Below are 17,101 nucleotides of genomic sequence, written 5' to 3'. Positions count from 1 at the left end.
TCTCACCGGTGAATAGCCGGCGGCGAACCTTGACCGCCGGGCCTGATCGAGGAACGGCCTGTGGCAGCTTTTCTCGCGGTTGGGTTGTGTTGGCACGAAGTGTTTAACACATTTGTTGTACTGAAGTGAGGAATGCGCGCGCCTAGGGGGAACGATGTGTGGAATTGCCGGATGGATCGGTCGAAGGGCTAAAAATCCACAAGAGCGGGCCGCCAGAATGTCAAACGCATTGCGGCATCGCGGTCCCGATGCCGAAGGCACCGAGATATTGGACCTGAATACCGGCGAGCAACAATTGGCATTGGTCCATCGCCGCCTGGCGATCATTGACCTGGCGCCCGAGTCAAATCAGCCGATGCAGATTGAGGACGGTCGTCTCAAAATAATTTTCAACGGAGAGATATATAACTACATCGAGTTGCGCCAGGAACTGATCGGCCTTGGCCATCATTTTCGAACGCGCTCCGATACCGAGGTGCTGCTCCGAGCCTACGATCAGTGGCGCTTGTCAATGTTCGACCGGCTGAGCGGCATGTTTGCCTTTGCACTCTGGGATGCTCAGAGGCAGGAATTGATCCTCGGCCGGGATCCCTTCGGGGAAAAGCCGCTTTACCTCATGCAAAGCGAAAGATTGCTGCTGTTTGCCTCGGAGATCAACGCATTGTTGTCGGCGCAGCAAGATGCGCAGCAACTCGATCTGGATGCCGTGGACGAGTATCTGAACTGGCGTTATGTGCCGGGACCACGCACGCTTTTTAAACAGATTCGCAAGCTCAATCCCGGAAGCTATGCTGTCTGGTCGCAGGGGGTAGTCAAGGAAACGCGTTACTATACGCCTCCGGACCAGGCGGCCCTGACCGAACGGATCGACCGAAAAACCGCCAAGCGGCGATTTCTGGAACTGCTCGACCATTCCGTCGAGATCAGGATGCGCAGCGATGCACCTTTTGGAGCCTTTCTCTCCGGAGGACTCGACTCCTCGGCTATCGTCGCCCTGATGGCCAGGCATAGCGCCACGCCCATTCGCACGTTTTCCGTCGGGTTCGACGACGCAGCCTATAGCGAACTTGGATTCGCCCGGCGCGTTGCCGATCATTTCAAGACCGATCATTGCGAACTTGTCATCCAGCCAGGCGATCTGATGGATCACCTGCCCGCGATGGTTCGCCAACGCGGGGGACCTGTTTCGCAAAGCAGCGATATTCCAATTTACCTGATGTCGGAGCGCGCCTCGCAGGACATCAAGATGGTGCTCACCGGAGAAGGAGCCGACGAGCTTCTCGGCGGCTATCCCAAGCATCGCGCGGAATCACTGGCCGGGATCTACCAGTCGCTTGTTCCAGCCTCGCTGCACGATAACGTCCTTTCCCCTTTGGTACGCGCCATGCCGGGCGCGTCGGCCAAGGTCGATACGTTTGCCCGCACCGCGGGCGAAAGGGACTTTGCCGCCCGGATGGTCTCCTGGTTTGGAGCCGTTTCGGCGCAGCAGCGCGCTTGCCTGATCGGCGCGTCCGCAAATCGACGTTATGAGCGCAACGACTTTCCGTTCTCGTCAAGCGCTGCGGCCTCCCATCTTCGCCGCGTGCTGTTTTTCGATCAGACATCGTGGCTGCCTGACAATCTCCTGGAACGAGGCGACCACATGATGATGGCCGGTTCAATCGAAGGAAGAATGCCGTTCCTCGATCGCGACCTGGTTTCATTCGTCAGCAAATTGCCCGATCGCTACAGGCTGGGTTGGTTGCACAGCAAGCAGATCCTGCGCGACAGCATGGCCAATATCCTCCCGGAGGAAATTCTCAGCCGCCGCAAGGTCGGGTTCAAGGTACCGGTCGCCGAATGGTTTCGCGGATCGATGAGGAACTACGTGCATGACCATCTTTGCTCGCCTCACTCCGTCATTCGCAGCTATCTGAGTCCGAAACAGCTAGATCAAATCGTCTCGGAACACACCACGCGTGCTGCAGACCACGAAAAGCTGATATGGGCGCTGTTGAATTTGGAGATATTCCACCGCGAATTCAGGCTCGACGCGCCGCCGCGATCGTCGGCCTCAGCGCTTGACCGGTTGACGGCTTGACACGGCCGACCGCCAGACATCGCAGATTGCGCCAACAAACGGGGCGAGCTCAAGCCGTTCCCGATGCACGGCCATGGCACCGGCACCAAGCTTTGCCCGCAGTGCCGGGTTCTCCACGAGGCGGCTCAGCGCCTCGGTCAACGCTGTAACATCGCCTGGCGGCACCAGCAGCCCGGATTGCCCGTCGGTGATTATGTCTTCGACGGCGCCAACCGGGGTCGCCACCACCGCCAAACCGGCTGCCATGCCTTCGATCACCGACATCGGCAAATTTTCGGCGAAGGATGGAAGAACCAGAATATCGGCCGAAGAAATCAGCGATGCGACATCGTCCGGTCCCACCCAACCCGGAAAGGCGATCCGGTCTGCAATCCGCAGCGCGGCTGACTTTGCCCGTGCCGCCTCGACTTCGCCATCGCCGGCAATCGTGGCGCGCCAATTCTTGACAGGGCTCATGCGGTGCAGTGCCTCGAGCAATTGCGGTACGCCCTTGCGGTCGCCGATGCGGCCCAGGAACAGGATATGCACATGGTCGCCGCCGCCGACATGCGCCAGCGACGGGACTTCGGTCGCATTGGGCACGATCACGATATTGCCGGCTGCGCCCGGCGCCCGGCTGGCGACGAAATCGCGCCAAAGTCTGCCCAAAACGATCACCCGATCGGCATGCTCGAACAGAGCTTTGATACGGCGGCTTATGAAACCGCGGTCGGCTTTCCAGAATGTCTGATACTGCGCCCCGTGCAAATGCAGGACATAGGGTATCGACAGCAGCCGTGCGCAGGCGGCGATCACCATCTTGCGGTAGGTGCTGCCGGAAACTGAGATGTTGATATGAATGACATCGGCGCGTCCAGCCAGACGCGCTTTAAGCATCCGTAAGCAAAAACCGAGCATATAGAAGATCGAAAGTCCGACATGCCCCGGGCCACGACTGGCAAGAAAGCGCACATCGATGTCGGTGATTTCTTGCCGTTCGAACTCCTGCTTCAGCGCCCCCATGATGCGGTCGATGCCGCCCTGCCCCGAAACGCCCGAGGGCGTCGCGACCAGGACATGTATTTTTCGATCGGATATGAGGCGCTGCAACATGATGGTACTCTAAATAACACAGACCGGGTAACTGCAAAGCAAACGTTCCCGATAAGGTTTACGGCAAATCTTTTAGTTCAAACTGAATCTGTTCACCCTTCGGCATCATCGGGCTGGATTTTCCGCCAGTCGGCGGCTAGTCGAAGGTGAGTTTTCCAGGGACACGCCCTTGCTGCTCCGTTCCACGCTCATTTATGCTCCGGCGATCCTGCTGACGCGAATTTCGGCGCTGCTCCTGCTGGTCGTCGTGACGCGTTTGATCGACCAGACCGAGTATGGCCTGCTCACCCTGGTGGTGACCGTCGGGGAAATGACCGACATTGCCGTCACCAACTGGCTGCGCATCGCCTTGCTCAGGCTTGGCGGCAAGGGCGAAGTCAGCCGCGGCAGCCTGATGCTGGCCGGGCAGGTGTTGCTTGCCACCACGGCACTGGCGCTGGTCATATCGGTAGGCGCGTCGGCGGTGATCGTGCCTGAACGCTGGGTCGAGTTCGCGATCGCAGTCTGCGGCTATCTGGTCGCCGGGTCCATCAGCCGCTTCGCGTTGACGGTGCTGCAGATGCAGCAGCGCCATTCGGTCTATTCGATGCTAGAAGCCCTGCGTGCCCTGCTGCAACTCGCGTTACCGATCGGCGCTATCCTCGTCTTTCAGGATAGCTTTCTGACGGTGTCGCTCGGCTCGAGCCTCGGCGCCTTGATTGCCGGCATCGTGGCGGGCATCATGGCATCGCGACGGCTCGTTGCCGGTCCGCCGCGCTTCACCCACAGGGACTTCTTTGCGCTCGGTGTGCCGCTGATCATCATGGCGCTGGTAGGCTTCGGGCTCAACAGCGCGGAGCGTCTGTTCCTCAAGATCTATTACGATGCCAGCGCTGTGGCGATCTTCGCCGCAGCCTATGCGCTGGCCCGCCAGCCGATCGACATGGTCGCCAACGCCATCAACATGGGCGCCTTTCCCGAGGTGGTCAGCCGGTTCGACGAGGATGGGCCCGCGGCGTCGGGCCGGCTGCTGTCGCAACTGATGGCGCTGATGATGCGGCTTTGCCTGCCTATTGCAGCGATGCTGGTCGCGCTCAGCAGCGATATCACCGAGCTCATGCTGCCCTCGCAATATCACGGCCGCTTCGGCCTGCTGTTTCCGATCATTGCCTTCAGCGTGCTGTGCGCCAACCTCACCAGCTTCGTCTATGGCGTCGTAGTGCACGCGCACAAGCGGCCGTGGCTGCTGATCATCGCCAATCTCTTCGGCTCGGTGGCAACAATCGCATTGTCCCTGCTGTTGATCCCCCCGATGGCGGAGATCGGCGCCGCTTTGGCGCTGGCGGGCGGCTCGGTGGTGGGCTCCATAACCTGCATCATCATCAGCGAGCGGCTCACACCGGTGCCGGTGCCATGGCGCGACATCGGTGTCTCGGTGGTCATCTCGCTCAGCACGGGGGTGGCCGCCAAGCTTGCCAGCATGGTGCCCGGCGACGTGCCGGCAATCTTCTCGCTTGTCGCCGGCGGCACTGCCGGTGCTGCGGTTTTCTTCGGGCTGACCTCGTTGTTCCACCCTGTGGCAGCGACGCAATTCGTCGCCCAGCTGCGAGCGCGGCTACGGATCGCGTAAAGCGAAGTCCAGGGTCAACGCCTGTTTTGTGGGGGAACGCGAAACTATAAACCGGCGTTTCGGCGCCAGCGACGCTCCCAGAACTCTCGGCACAGCAGCCCTGCATAGGCAGTGTTGGTATCGTAGTAGCGGCGCCACAAGCGTCGCGGCTCCTGGACGACGCGGAACAGCCACTCCAGGCCGGCCGCTTGTATCAGCTTCGGCGCACGGGCAACCTTGCCCCCATAGACGTCGAAACTGCCGCCCACGCCCATCACGAAGCTTGAGGCGAGTTCATCGCGGTAGCGTTTGAGAAAGCGTTCCTTGCGCGGTGTCGGCATGGCCACCAGCAGGCAGTCGGCGCCCGAGGCGTTGATCGCCGCGACGATCCCGGCCTCGTCCTCCGGCTTGAAATAGCCGTTGCGCATTCCCGCTATGACGAGGCTCGGATGGTCCTTGGCAAGTCTCACTACAACCGCGTCGAGAACGTGCTGTTCGGCCCCCAGCAGATACGGCCTGAATCCACGCTTCGCGCAGAGGCTCAGCAGATTGATCATGATGTCGACGCCCGCCACCCGCTCGGGCAGCGCGACGCCGCACAGACGTGCACCCCAAAGCACGCCGATGCCGTCGACATTGACCACGTCCGCCCCAGCCACGTCCTCGCGCAGCTCGGCATTCTGGCGCATGGTCACCAGCTTGGCGACGTTCACGACCACATGATGCAGCGGCCGCCCCAGGGTCATCGCCTCGTCGGCGATGGCCAGTGTCTCGGCCATGGTCAGCGCATGGATCGGTGCGCCAAGGAACTCCCGGCGCCGTGATGCCAACAGGGAATGCTGCGCCCATGCCGGGGCGTGCGCGTTCATGCGGCCTGCTCCCTTGCAAGCGTCACTTGTGCGACCTCTGGTTTCTTGCCTTCGATGCGGGCGTCGGGCTTGCGTGCCTTGCGCCACGTCCACAGACCCCTCGTATCGACGAGCTTCTTGTCCTTGAGCGCTTCGGGGTCGACCAGATTGAACTGCCGATGGTCGACCAGGAGGACGACGATATCGGACTTGTCGATGGCCGAAAGTGCGTCGGTGAACACGATGCCCCTGCCCTCGAGCTCATGCGGCAGCGCATTTGTGTTGGGTTCAGCCGCAATGATCTTCACATTGGGGATATCGGACAGAAGTTTCACCACCTCGACGGCCGGGCTCTCGCGCAAATCGTCGATGTTGGCTTTGAAGCTGAGGCCAAGACAGGCGATCGTCTGTTTGCGGGAGGGGTCGAGCAAGGCCTCAATATCCCTGACCACCGACATGGGCCGTTCGGAATTGATCCGGCGTGCCGAAGCCATAAGCCGCGTGCTGTTGGGTGCGGCGTCGATGATAAAATATGGATCGACCGCAATGCAGTGACCGCCAACGCCCGGGCTCGGCTGGAGGATGTTCACGCGAGGGTGTCGATTGGCGAGATCGATCACTTCCCATACATTGAGCGACAGATCCTGACACACGGCGGCAAGCTCGTTGGCAAAGGCGATGTTGACGTCGCGGAACGCGTTCTCCGTCAGTTTCACCAGCTCAGCACTTTCGGCCGTTGTCATGAACAGGTCGCCGGTGACGAAGGTCGAATAGAGTGCCGCGGTCCGCTCCGACGATTTGCGGGACAATCCGCCGATCGAGCGATCGTTGTTGATCAGCTCGGTCAGCACCTTTCCCGGCAGCACACGCTCGGGCGAATAGGCGACCAGCACATCGGCGTCTTCGCCATGCTGGACAGGAAATTTGAGATCAGGCCGCAACTCGGCAAGCAGCCCGGTCATGATACGCGTGGTTCCAACCGGCGATGTCGATTCCAATACCACAAGGTCTCCCCGCTTCAGCACGGGGGCGATGCTTCGTGCCGCCGCGAGCACGTAGGTCACGTCCGGCTTATGATCGTGGGTCATCGGGGTCGGCACGGCGATGATATAGGCGTCCGCCGGCTGCGGCGTGCTGTAGGCCATGAGCTTGCCGTTCGCCACGACCTTCTGGATCAGACCGTCAAGGTCCGGCTCGACGATGTGGATTTCGCCGCGGTTGACCTTCTCGACCACCGCTCGGTTGACATCGACGCCAATGACGTTGAGCCCGCGGCTGGCGAAAATGGCGCAGGTCGGCAGGCCGATATAGCCCATGCCGATTACGGAAACGGTTTTGATTTCAGCCATGATGCAGCAGTTCCTCAACAATCCGGTTGCTGGCCCGGCCATCGCCATATGGGTTGTGTCGTTCCGCCATGCCGCAATAGGCAGCCTGATCGTCGAGCAGGCGATTGGCGTTGAACAGGATTTTCTCGACGTCGGTGCCGACAAGACGGGCGGTGCCGGCCACGATCCCCTCGGGTCGCTCGGTATTTTCGCGCATTACCAGCACCGGCTTGCCGAGTGAAGGCGCTTCTTCCTGCACGCCACCGCTATCGGTAAGCACCAGATAGCTCTGCTTCTGCAGGTACAGGAACGGCAGATAGTCCTGCGGCTCGACCAGGTGGATGTTCGGCACGCCTTCCAGCTCTGCGTTGACCACTGAGCGCACATTGGGGTTTGGATGGACAGGGTAGACGATCTGCACATCTCCGCGCGCCGCCAATCCCTTCAATGCCGTACAGATGCGCTGGATGCCGCCGTCGAAATTCTCGCGGCGATGACCGGTGACGAGGATCATCTTCTTGGAAGGGTCGAGGAAAGGGAAGCGGGCAGCGAGCTTCGCGTTCATCAGCCTGTCAGCATCGATCGCGCTTGAAAAATGCAACAGCGTGTCGATCACCGTGTTGCCGGTCACGAAGATGGTGCTTTCGGCCTTTCCTTCGGCGATGAGATTGTCGCGCGCTTGAACGGTCGGCGCAAAATGCCAGGTAGCGATGTCGCCGGCAATCTTGCGGTTCAGTTCTTCAGGAAACGGCGAGTTGATGTTGTGGCTGCGCAATCCTGCTTCGACATGAGCGACGGGGACACGCTTGTAGAAGGCAGCCAGCGCCGCGGCCATTGCCGTGGTGGTGTCGCCCTGTACCATGACGATATCGGGCTGCGACTTTTCCAGCACCTCGGCCATGCCCAGGAGCACGCGCGAGGTCACGTCGAACAGCGACTGGCCGGGTTGCATGATGTTGAGATCGTGATGCACCGGCAGGCCGGTCAGCTCGACAACCTGGTCGACCATTTCACGATGCTGGGCGGTGATGCATATTTCGGTGATGAAGCCTGGATGAGCAAGGGCGGCACGCGCCACTGGAAAGCATTTGAGTGCCTCCGGCCTAGTGCCGAACACGATCAGCAGTTTCTGCCTGGATGGCAGTTTTGGACGTGAAAGGACGTTCATCGCTGATCCTGGTCGCCTGCAGCCTTCGGGACATGCCGACTATTGCCCGCAAGAGCCATAATAGCGCCGGAAAGCGCCTTCGTGATCTCAATTCTTAATATATGATTAACAACCAAGGCCGCGTTCTCCCGGTTTAACTCTTGTGAAAGGTTGGGCTGACAAGTAGTCTATGACAGTAGTCTTGAAAAAGAATATATTGGATTGACTAATATTTTAATCATCGGCCACGCCGACACATCCCGGCGCTGGGAAAATGAGCTTCTGGCGCGGTTGAGTGCAGCTGGACATGCGGTTTCGAGTTGCCGCGCGCCGACGCCTGAACCCAATGCGCGCACGATGGATAACGTGCTGGCGCTCGAGGGCCGGCGCTTCGGCCCCTCACTGGCAAGCCGTTCCCGGCCGTTGCCGTCCGGCGACACCGGCCCAGTCGATCTTATGGTCGATCTCACCGCTACCGCCGCACGACGGGGCACGCCTGTCCTGACGCTCGAATTTTGCGGCCAAAGCAGCTTTGCCGCGGGCATGACCGAGATGCTGGCGAGCGGGCGGCTGCCCGAACTCACCGCTCGGCTCGACGGCGTTGCCGTCGCCAGAGCGCGGCCGATGATCAGCGACCGGTTGTGGCTGTCTCGAACCAGCAACGACCTGCTCGCCGGCGCCATCTCCCTGATTGCCCAATGTGTCGCCCGCTTTTCCGCGGGCAAACTTGCGCCGATTGCCGAGAGCCCGGCGCCGCCCCTGCAGAAAGGCGGATTTATCGGGCACTATCTGCCCTTTTTCGGCAGGGGGTTGGTCGACCGCGCCGTGCAAAAACTGCGACGTGGTCGGCGCCCCTTCTATTGGCAGGTTGCTTATCGGCTGATCGACGGTCCAGGCGTCGCCGAAACCGGACAGCTGGATGGTAAGCCGTTCACCGTGCTTGCCGATGACGGGCAGCGCTTCTACGCCGATCCGTTCGTTCTCGAGCGCGACGGCCGTCATTTTCTGTTTGTCGAGGAGTTTCCCTACTCCACCGGCCGCGGGGTGATTTCTGTCGCTGAACTTGGCACCGACGGCACTTTCGGCGTGCCGAAAGTGGTGCTGGAGGAAGCGCATCACCTGTCATATCCGCAGGTGTTTGCTCACTCCGGCGAGATTTTCATGATCCCTGAAAGCGCTACGGCGCGAGAACTGGTGCTCTACCGTGCCGAGCAGTTTCCGGATCGCTGGGTACGCGATACGGTGCTGATGACGGACAGGGATTTCAACGACGCCACGCTGCTCGAATCCGACGGTCGCTTCTGGCTGTTGGGGACTGAGCGGTTCGGTCACGGCAGCGCGTCCGACACGATGGCCGTCTATTCCGCCCCGGCGCTGCGTGGGCCGTGGGCTGCGCACGCGCTCAATCCCGTCGCAGTCGACCACTCCGCCACTCGGCCGGGCGGCGCCTTTATCCGCCAGGGCGACGCTTTGCTGCTGCCGGTGCAAAACGGGTCTAGAGCCTATGGCGGCGGCCTGGGATTGATGCGGCTGGATCGGCTTGATGATTTCGACGTCCGTTTTGAACTGCCCCGCTCAATCGATCCCGGGCCGGCATGGGCTCGGTCCGGCATTCACACGCTCAATCGCGCGGGCGGTGTCGAGGTCGTGGACAGCGCCGGCTGACCGGATCCGAGGTCCGTGCTTAACGAGATCCAGCCGGGTTTGGGCTGGATGCAGCAGCCGAAGGCATGCTCTCGAGCGAGCCTCCATGGGGCTGCTTCCTGTAGGCAAGCAGCAACACCACGATGATCGTCATGTCCGGCGTTTTTGACGAAAGCGCGTTGTTTGACAGCGCGGCAAGCAAGAACGTTATGGTGCCGATCCATGCCGGCAGCGGCGCCCCGCGCAGCAGCCGGAAGACGAACCAGAATATCAGCGCTGTAAACAGCAGGGCTATGGGCAGGCCGAAGAGCAAGATAATTACCACCGGCGCGCTTTCGATGTAGGGCAGATGCAGCTTCTGCCGGACGATCGCCAGCAGGTCGTCAACGTTCATGCCGAACAGGATGTCGTTCCAGCTGACCAGTCCGAACACCTGATAAATGGTCACCCGGGCCATGAAGTTTTCGTCGAAGATGGTGTTGCTGAACCGATTCAGCAGACCGCCCGCAAACAGTACCGCTACGAGCACCGCGCCACCCGTCACGGTGAACATCAGCACGACAAATTTGGCCTGCCGCTCATATTTGAGCGACAGGCCCGGCCAAGGCACGAACAGCAGCAGAATGAGGATTTCGCCGGTGGCGAGCATCAGCGCGGCGCGAGCGCCCGATGCAGCGCAACCGATGAACAACAGGAAGATCGCCATCACCCGCGCCCATATGCGCCAGTGCGTCAGCGGCACGAATCCGATGGTTGTGGCGCAGAGCGCGCCCAGTGCCAGCGGATGGGCCGACAGGCCAGTTGGCCTGAATTGCAGTTCGTTCAACCCATAGGGCAACAGCCGATGTTGAGTCACCGCCTCGATGGTGCCGATGACAGCGCTCAGGATCGCCATTCCAAGCACGACGTCCCCCAGCGCCCGCCGCACCTCTGCATTCAATGCCAGCATCAACAGGCCTGTGGCGCCGGCCACCAGATAGGTATCGATGATGAACCCGGAGGAGCCCGCACGGCCGGTAACGAACAGATAGGGCACCAGCGCGAACATCAGCACCGAATAGCGGATCAACGCCTTGAATATTCCAATTTCGTCGCCGTGCAGCAGAAACGGCCGGCTGAAAAGAACGATAGGAAGCAGCAGGATGATCGCATAGGTGCCGAAATGCAGCTTCTCGTAGAACGAGCCTCCCTGGGCCGTATAGTCGACGACCATGTTCATCACCTGCGGTGATACCGTAAAGCGAAGCAGGAGCGCGAACGCTGCGCATAGGAAAAACAGCAGCGACAGCGCGTTCTGACGGCGCGCTCGGCTGGACGATAATCGTTCCGAAGCGGCAGCGGGATAGCTCATGGCCCATCCAAATGGCGATATTCGAACGGCATTCTGGGCAACGAAATCCCTTCAACGTCCGCCGGACGGACAGCGTGAGCGGTAAAATGGGCCAACTTGGAAAATAAGATGTTAACGATGTTTCTGTAGAGCAGGCCAAGCGTAATGATTTAACAAGGGTTGTCACCATGTCTGCCGGTTCCGGCACACCCCCCATCTCCGCGACGGCTTCCAATAACAGTGCATTCGAGCGTATCGCCAATGCACGGCGCAGGGCATTGCTGCAACAGCATGGCCCAGTCGCGGCGCTAAGCTCCGCGCCGGTGACGCCGCAACCTCCAGAGCCTGTCGCAACGGTGACCCTGGACAAGATCGGCGATTTCCTCGAGCTCGATTTTCGACGCCTGTTCGTCTGGCTGCGGGCCGGCCTCGCCCTGGCCTTCATGCTGGCGGTAATCGGCGGCATTGTCGGCGGCGCCTATGCATTGCTGAGCAAGCAGCGTTACACCGTCACGACCGAGGTCCTCATCAACCCATCCAATTTGCAGGTTGTGGAAAACGACCTCTACTCGCAACCGGGCCAGATCGATAGCCAACTGCTCAGCACGCGCAGCAAGCAGCGCATCCTGACCTCGGGCAACGTGCTTTCCCGTGTGGTGGACGAACTGAATCTGACTCACGATCCGGAGTTTTTCGATCCGGACCGGAGCACATCCTCGTCCGGCGCTGTGGCGAAGCCCGACCCGAGGCTCATCGCCTTGAAGAACCTGGCGGACCGGGTAGACGCCATCGCGGATCCGACCTCGTTTGTCACAACCCTCTCGGTATCTGCGGAAACCACCGCCAAGGCGATCCTGATCTCGCAGGCCATAGTCAAAAACTTCCAGGAAGAACTGGCTAAGGCGGAAGCTGCCGGCGCCAGCCGTGCCGCGGCTGCCCTTGACAGCCGGCTTGGCCAACTCAAGAGCGACGTGCAGGCAGCCGAAGAGAAGGTCGAGAGCTACAGGCGCAGCCACAACCTGTCGTCCAGCAATGGCCAGCTCGTCAGTTCGCAGACGCTGACGCAGCTCAATGGCGAAATCGTCGATGCGCAATCGCGTGTTATCGCCGCGCAGGCAAGCTACGACGCCCTGGTTGCCTCCGGTATCAACGGGGCCAATCCCGACCCCACGGTTTCGGAAGCGCTCGCGGCGCTGCGCGACAGGTCAAACAGCCTGCGGCAGCAGATCGATTCACAGTCGATGACCTTCGGTCCGCGCCACCCGACGATTGTCAGGCTCAGGACGGAACTCGAGACCGTCAACTCGCAACTCCGGGCCGAGTTCTCCCGCACCATCGGCACGGCAAAGGCCAGCCTGGACAAGGCCGGGGCCTCGTTGGCTTCTCTCAACGCCAGGATGAACGATCTGAAGAGCAATGTATTCACCGACAGCGAATCCGAAGTCGCCCTGCGTGAACTTGAACGCGATGCCGCCTCGAAGAGAGCGGTCTATGAGAGCTTCCTGTCACGTGCGCGCCAAATCAGCGAGCGCGAGCAGATCGACACCACAAACGTACAGGTGATTTCGACCGCGGTGCCCCCGCCAGCGCGCTCATGGCCCCCGCGCACTGCCCTGGTGGCAGGCGCAGGAGCGTTCGCAGGCTTTGCCCTGGGCATGCTGCTGGCCATCGGCATGGGCATCATCCGCGACATGCGCCGGCCGCCGAACCGATCAGGCCTTGCCGCCAGCCGAGCCTGAAGCAAGGCATGGTGAAGCGCATCGTTTTCCACATCGCCAGCCTGAGGGGCGGCGGCGCCGAACGTGTTTTCGTCCTGATGGCAAATGAACTGGCGTCGCGTGGCCACGAGGTCACGCTTTTTACCTGGAACGCGGAAGGCCCTAACGCCGCGCTGCGTTCAGCTGCCGTGCATCTGGTCGACTTCGGCCTTCTCTTGCGCGGCGAGGGTTACGCCAAGTCGGCGACGCTGAAAGGCATCGTGCGAAGCGCAAATTTGTTCCGCCGCCTTGATCCTGATGCGGTCTATAGCGCCCCGGAATTCGCCAATCTGGTGATGGCGCTGTCACTCATGTTGGCCAGAAGCCGGGCAAAATTCTTTCCAAGCTTCCATGCCGCCGCCTCGCTGCCTGCCAGCGGCCTCGGCGCGAGGCTGGCGATCTGGCTTTCCGCGCTGGTTGCAGCGCGCGCAACCAAAGCCATCGCCGTTTCAGCGGGTGTCGGCCGTGACATCATCGCCCGCGGCTTCCCCGAATCCAAGGTCGTCGTCATCAATAACCCGCTGCCGCCGGCTGAAGCACCGCCGGGGACTTCCTATGCCTGGCAGGCAGCGTTGGCGGCGATGGGCGATGCGCCGGTCATTGCCACCGCCGGGCGCCTGGTGCCGGTCAAGGACCACCGGACTTTGCTGCGGGCCTTCGCTGCCCTGCGCGCCGGCCGCCCCGCCCGGCTTGTTATCTTCGGCGAAGGTCCGCTGGCTGCCGAATTGCACGCCTATGCCGAAGAGACAGGCATAGGCGGGGACGTGCTCTTTGCCGGCTATGTCAACGATCCCGCGGCTTGCTATGCCGCGGCCGATCTGTTCGTTCTGTCATCGACCAGCGAAGGCTTTGGCAACGTCTTGGTCGAGGCCATGGCCGCCGGTGTCCCCGTAATCTCCACCGATGCTCCGCATGGCCCGCGCGAAATACTCGCTGACGGCCGTTTCGGCACCTTGGTGCCGGTCGGTGACGCCGCGGCCCTGGCGAAGGCGATGGCCGAGATGCTGGACCACCCCACCCCTGCTGCCGTGCTGAAAAACAGGGCGGCGGATTTCACAGTCGACAAGATTGGCGATCAATACGAAGCGTTGCTCTAGTCGTTACGCACTGCCAGCAGATCGCGGTTGGATGCGGTCGACGTGGTCGGGCTTTGATTGCGATAATCTCTTCACGGGCTGGGGCGCAACGAATTTATCGTGAGGCATTCCCTCGTTCCTTGAGTTGTTGGGCGAGGAAATCCTTGACCGAATCGAGAACCGCATCCCGTTCATGAGATACGCCTGGCAGCAAATCGAAGCGCACGCGCGCCCCCGCCTCCTCGAACGATCGACACAATGCCATGAGGCGTTCCGGCCGTGTTCGCCCCGCATCGTTGGCGCCCGGCATCCAATGGGTGCTGCCTTGGACATGAGTGATCTCCCAAGTCTCCAGGTCAGCGTCGCCGACGATCATCTGGAAAGGCACTTTTGCCAGCGCTGCGGCATCGAAGGTGATGCCGAACTTCTCCGGCAGATCGCGAATGCCCACCCACCAGTCACGCGTCGGATCGAGCAAGGTCACCGAGCCTGGCGCGCCGATTGAGGCCGCCCAGAGCCTGTCGGGATGCAGGATAGCAAAACGATGCGTGAAATGCCCGCCGCCGGAAAATCCGAACATGGCAAAGCGGCTCCAATCCTGACTGTATTTGGCGCTGACCTCCTCAACCATGGCGAGCAGCACCTGATCGTAGCGTATGTTGCCCTCGAGCAAATATTTGTATCCGCTGCGGGCATCATCCCCGAGAACGCCGATTGGAAACAGCGGACACAAAACGGCGCAGCCGTTCCAGCGTCCGAACTCGGAAAACGCATCGCGGAATCCAAGAAAAGAGGTGCGGCCGGTGCCATGGACAGCGACCATCAGATCGACTTTGGCCCCTTCCCCAACCGCGGGAGGCACATACAGGCAATAGTGAAAGCGCGGGTCTGATTTGGAAGCAAAGATGGCGGTCGCGCCAAGGTCATAGGTAGCGCGACCGCGATCCGCGACAGGCCCCTTGGCAACGCTTGTCAAATCGATAACTCCTTAATAGGCCCGGCATTCCGGCAACAATATACCGGTCGGCCGACCTCGTGAACTGGAGGCGCCTCCAGGCAGCCGCGAGGAGGACCTCGTCGTGCATCGGAAGCAGGGCGCCGGCGGGGCGATCAGGGGCAAAAAGAATGCCTCCGCCAACGCCTCGGGAAGCCGCCATTAACTTTTCGTTAACCATGCCGGGCTAGCCTTAACCAATCAGTAAGGACTCGCCTCTGTGACCTGCGTCTCTCCCATCCAAAACAAGTCCATACGCTTTCGAGCGCGCTCGTTTGTAGCCTTCACCCTCACCCCTGAGGCCCCGCTAGGGGAATGGCTGCAAAGCCTCGATCACTGGACCGAAAACTCTCCCGGCTTCTTTGCCGGCCGCCCGGTCGTGCTCGATCTGAATATACTCAAGCCCGAGGTGGGCGAGATGCGGGATCTGGTCTTACAACTCGCGGAGCGCGGGATTCGCATCTACGCGATCGAGGCCGATGGCAATGTAGCTCTCGATGCCGATCTGCCGCCGCTCCTCGTTGGCGCCAAGGAGGCCACCGCCGACGCGCTTTACGTGCAGCCGCACCCGAAGGCCGCAGCTGAGGCCAAGACGGAAGAGCCGCAGGCGCCGAACTCATTGATGATCAAGGCACCGATCCGCTCCGGCCAGTCGATCTTTCATCCCGATGGCGATGTGGTCATTGTCGGCTCCGTCAGTTCCGGTTCCGAGATCATCGCCGGAGGATCGATCCACGTCTACGGCACGCTGCGTGGACGTGCGTTCGCCGGCGCCACGGGAAATTCCGCGGCTCGCATCTTTTGCCGGAAAAACGAAGCCGAACTTCTGGCGGTGGACGGCTGGTACCGCACTGCCGAGGAGATGGACGCCTCCTCGCGAGGAAGGCCGGTACAGGCCTTTCTCGAGGACGGCGCACTTTGCGTCGCACCGCTCAACTAACAACATTGGAGGCACAAATATGGGCAAGGTAGTGGTTGTCACATCCGGCAAAGGGGGTGTCGGCAAGACGACCTCGACGGCCGCTCTCGGCGCCGCGGTCGCGAAAACCGGCAAGCGGGTGGCTCTCGTCGATTTCGACGTCGGCCTGCGGAACCTCGATCTGATCATGGGTGCCGAGCGGCGCGTTGTTTTCGATATCGTCAACGTCATTCAGGGAACCGCCAAGCTTTCGCAGGCGCTGATCCGTGACAAGCGACTCGAAACGCTGTTCCTGCTGCCGGCCTCGCAAACGCGCGACAAGGATGCTCTCACCGAGGAAGGCGTCGCCGATGTCATCGACAAGCTGCGATCGGTTTTCGACTACGTCTTCTGCGACAGCCCAGCCGGCATAGAGCGGGGCGCGCAACTTGCCATGCGCTTTGCCGACGAGGCGGTAATCGTCACCAACCCGGAAGTGAGCTCGGTCCGCGATTCCGATCGCATCATCGGCCTGCTCGACTCCAGAACGATGAAAGCCGAGCAAGGTGAATCGATTGTCAAACACGTCCTCGTCACGCGCTACGATGCTGCGCGCGCTGCCCGCGGCGAGATGCTGAGCATCGATGACGTGCTCGAGATCCTGTCGACGCCCTTGCTGGGAATAATTCCCGAGAGCCAGGACGTGCTGCGCGCATCCAATGTGGGCGCGCCGGTTACGCTCAGCGAAAACACCAACCCCGCCGCACGCGCCTATATCGACGCGGCAAGAAGACTCGAGGGCGAGGACCTGCCGGTCATTCTGCCTTTCGAGCGGAGGGGCCTCCTCGACCGGCTGTTGGGAAGGAGGGCAGCATGAACCTGCTCGATATCTTCAAGCGCCGCGGCAGCGCGCCGGTGGCGCGCGAACGCTTGCAACTGCTGTTGGCTTACGAGCGTCGAAGCCGCAACCAGCCCGATCTCGTCTCGGTGTTGCGCGAGGAGATCATGGCGGTGATCGCCCGGCATGTTCAGGTCGACCAGGATTTCCTGCAGGTGAGCATGGATCACGGCGAAACGACGTCGAGATTGGAGATCGACATCCAGATCCCCAACAAGGTCGCAATGCCCATGGCCGCGGCGTTCTAACGGAATCCTCCGGCCAGGGCTTGCGTCGGCTGCTGCCGAGGTTGCGGCGCCGTGGTTGGCGTGTTTGACCCGGTCGCCACCGGCAAGTTCTCGCAATTCGAGGACAATAACCACTCCCTCACCAAAACCCCGCGGCCGTTTCCAGCCGCGGGGGCCTTGGGAGGGCCTTTCGA

General features: G+C 61.2%; 14 protein-coding genes. 8 read left to right on the top strand and 6 right to left on the bottom strand.

The window, feature by feature from the left end:
• Nucleotides 1-154: 154 nt before the first annotated feature.
• Entirely contained in the window at nt 155-2,080 is a 1,926-nt protein-coding gene (gene asnB, locus NKI70_RS09815) for an asparagine synthase (glutamine-hydrolyzing) (RefSeq protein ID WP_352699406.1), read from the top strand.
• On the opposite strand, the gene NKI70_RS09810 is transcribed toward asnB, so the two are convergent.
• Nucleotides 2,054-3,172, bottom strand: coding sequence for a glycosyltransferase family 4 protein (locus NKI70_RS09810; protein ID WP_023677163.1), 1,119 nt, complete (start codon nt 3,170-3,172; stop codon nt 2,054-2,056). The genes asnB and NKI70_RS09810 overlap by 27 nt on opposite strands.
• Nucleotides 3,173-3,341: 169 nt before the next feature.
• Here NKI70_RS09810 and NKI70_RS09805 point away from each other — a divergent pair, with 169 nt between their 5' ends.
• Nucleotides 3,342-4,781, top strand: a complete 1,440-nt coding sequence (locus tag NKI70_RS09805; protein ID WP_352576415.1) for a lipopolysaccharide biosynthesis protein — start codon at nt 3,342-3,344, stop codon at nt 4,779-4,781.
• Between the two features lie 44 nt (nt 4,782-4,825).
• Here the strand turns inward: NKI70_RS09805 and NKI70_RS09800 are convergent, their stop codons facing one another.
• From NKI70_RS09800 to wecB, 3 genes are read right to left on the bottom strand one after another with little or no spacing between them, the layout of a single operon-like run.
• Nucleotides 4,826-5,629, bottom strand: coding sequence for a WecB/TagA/CpsF family glycosyltransferase (locus NKI70_RS09800; protein ID WP_031211886.1), 804 nt, complete (start codon nt 5,627-5,629; stop codon nt 4,826-4,828).
• The gene (gene wecC / locus NKI70_RS09795; protein ID WP_023677160.1) at nt 5,626-6,957 is read right to left on the bottom strand and encodes a UDP-N-acetyl-D-mannosamine dehydrogenase; all 1,332 of its coding nucleotides are present in this window, start codon (nt 6,955-6,957) and stop codon (nt 5,626-5,628) included. The genes NKI70_RS09800 and wecC overlap by 4 nt, the downstream gene beginning before the upstream one ends.
• Nucleotides 6,950-8,104 (bottom strand): non-hydrolyzing UDP-N-acetylglucosamine 2-epimerase, encoded by a 1,155-nt coding sequence (gene wecB / locus NKI70_RS09790; RefSeq protein ID WP_023677159.1) that lies wholly within the window; start codon nt 8,102-8,104, stop codon nt 6,950-6,952. The genes wecC and wecB overlap by 8 nt, the downstream gene beginning before the upstream one ends.
• 201 nt (nt 8,105-8,305) lie before the next feature.
• Here wecB and NKI70_RS09785 point away from each other — a divergent pair, with 201 nt between their 5' ends.
• Nucleotides 8,306-9,748: a glucosamine inositolphosphorylceramide transferase family protein gene (locus NKI70_RS09785; protein ID WP_245274719.1), complete on the top strand. Its 1,443-nt coding sequence runs from the start codon at nt 8,306-8,308 to the stop codon at nt 9,746-9,748.
• 19 nt (nt 9,749-9,767) lie between these two features.
• On the opposite strand, the gene NKI70_RS09780 is transcribed toward NKI70_RS09785, so the two are convergent.
• Nucleotides 9,768-11,078, bottom strand: a complete 1,311-nt coding sequence (locus NKI70_RS09780; protein ID WP_352455347.1) for a VpsF family polysaccharide biosynthesis protein — start codon at nt 11,076-11,078, stop codon at nt 9,768-9,770.
• Nucleotides 11,079-11,245: 167 nt separating this feature from the next.
• Here NKI70_RS09780 and NKI70_RS09775 point away from each other — a divergent pair, with 167 nt between their 5' ends.
• Together NKI70_RS09775 and NKI70_RS09770 are read left to right on the top strand one after the other, a co-directional pair.
• Nucleotides 11,246-12,796 (top strand): GumC family protein, encoded by a 1,551-nt coding sequence (locus NKI70_RS09775; protein WP_031211881.1) that lies wholly within the window; start codon nt 11,246-11,248, stop codon nt 12,794-12,796.
• 8 nt (nt 12,797-12,804) lie between these two features.
• Entirely contained in the window at nt 12,805-13,911 is a 1,107-nt protein-coding gene (locus NKI70_RS09770; RefSeq protein ID WP_352455346.1) for a glycosyltransferase, read from the top strand.
• A 94-nt stretch (nt 13,912-14,005) separates the two neighbouring features.
• Here NKI70_RS09770 and NKI70_RS09765 read toward each other — a convergent pair whose 3' ends face one another.
• Nucleotides 14,006-14,866: a hydrolase gene (locus tag NKI70_RS09765; protein WP_023677154.1), complete on the bottom strand. Its 861-nt coding sequence runs from the start codon at nt 14,864-14,866 to the stop codon at nt 14,006-14,008.
• Between the two features lie 238 nt (nt 14,867-15,104).
• Here NKI70_RS09765 and minC point away from each other — a divergent pair, with 238 nt between their 5' ends.
• From minC to minE, 3 genes are read left to right on the top strand one after another with little or no spacing between them, the layout of a single operon-like run.
• On the top strand, nt 15,105-15,824 hold the full coding sequence (gene minC / locus NKI70_RS09760) for a septum site-determining protein MinC (protein ID WP_352587357.1): 720 nt from the start codon (nt 15,105-15,107) through the stop codon (nt 15,822-15,824).
• A gap of 19 nt (nt 15,825-15,843) precedes the next feature.
• The gene (minD, locus tag NKI70_RS09755; protein ID WP_023677152.1) at nt 15,844-16,659 is read left to right on the top strand and encodes a septum site-determining protein MinD; all 816 of its coding nucleotides are present in this window, start codon (nt 15,844-15,846) and stop codon (nt 16,657-16,659) included.
• A complete protein-coding gene (minE, locus tag NKI70_RS09750; RefSeq protein ID WP_023677151.1) occupies nt 16,656-16,928 on the top strand; it encodes a cell division topological specificity factor MinE in 273 nt (90 codons plus the stop codon). The genes minD and minE overlap by 4 nt, the downstream gene beginning before the upstream one ends.
• Nucleotides 16,929-17,101 lie beyond the last annotated feature (173 nt).

The sequence above is a fragment of the Mesorhizobium sp. M0500 genome (assembly GCF_040321165.1).
Taxonomy (GTDB): Bacteria; Pseudomonadota; Alphaproteobacteria; order Rhizobiales; family Rhizobiaceae; genus Mesorhizobium.
Note: the sequence above shows the minus strand (reverse complement) of the source record. Positions and strands in the feature narration are given on the sequence as shown.

Coding starts and splice junctions, on each gene's coding strand:
- minD (WP_023677152.1), top strand. CDS start 15,844: ATGGGCAAGGTAGTGGTTGTCACATCCGGCAAAGGGGGTGTCGGCAAG.
- NKI70_RS09810 (WP_023677163.1), bottom strand. CDS start 3,172: ATGTTGCAGCGCCTCATATCCGATCGAAAAATACATGTCCTGGTCGCG.
- NKI70_RS09770 (WP_352455346.1), top strand. CDS start 12,805: ATGGTGAAGCGCATCGTTTTCCACATCGCCAGCCTGAGGGGCGGCGGC.
- NKI70_RS09800 (WP_031211886.1), bottom strand. CDS start 5,629: ATGAACGCGCACGCCCCGGCATGGGCGCAGCATTCCCTGTTGGCATCA.
- wecC (WP_023677160.1), bottom strand. CDS start 6,957: ATGGCTGAAATCAAAACCGTTTCCGTAATCGGCATGGGCTATATCGGC.
- NKI70_RS09780 (WP_352455347.1), bottom strand. CDS start 11,078: ATGAGCTATCCCGCTGCCGCTTCGGAACGATTATCGTCCAGCCGAGCG.
- minE (WP_023677151.1), top strand. CDS start 16,656: ATGAACCTGCTCGATATCTTCAAGCGCCGCGGCAGCGCGCCGGTGGCG.
- asnB (WP_352699406.1), top strand. CDS start 155: ATGTGTGGAATTGCCGGATGGATCGGTCGAAGGGCTAAAAATCCACAA.
- NKI70_RS09775 (WP_031211881.1), top strand. CDS start 11,246: ATGTCTGCCGGTTCCGGCACACCCCCCATCTCCGCGACGGCTTCCAAT.
- wecB (WP_023677159.1), bottom strand. CDS start 8,104: ATGAACGTCCTTTCACGTCCAAAACTGCCATCCAGGCAGAAACTGCTG.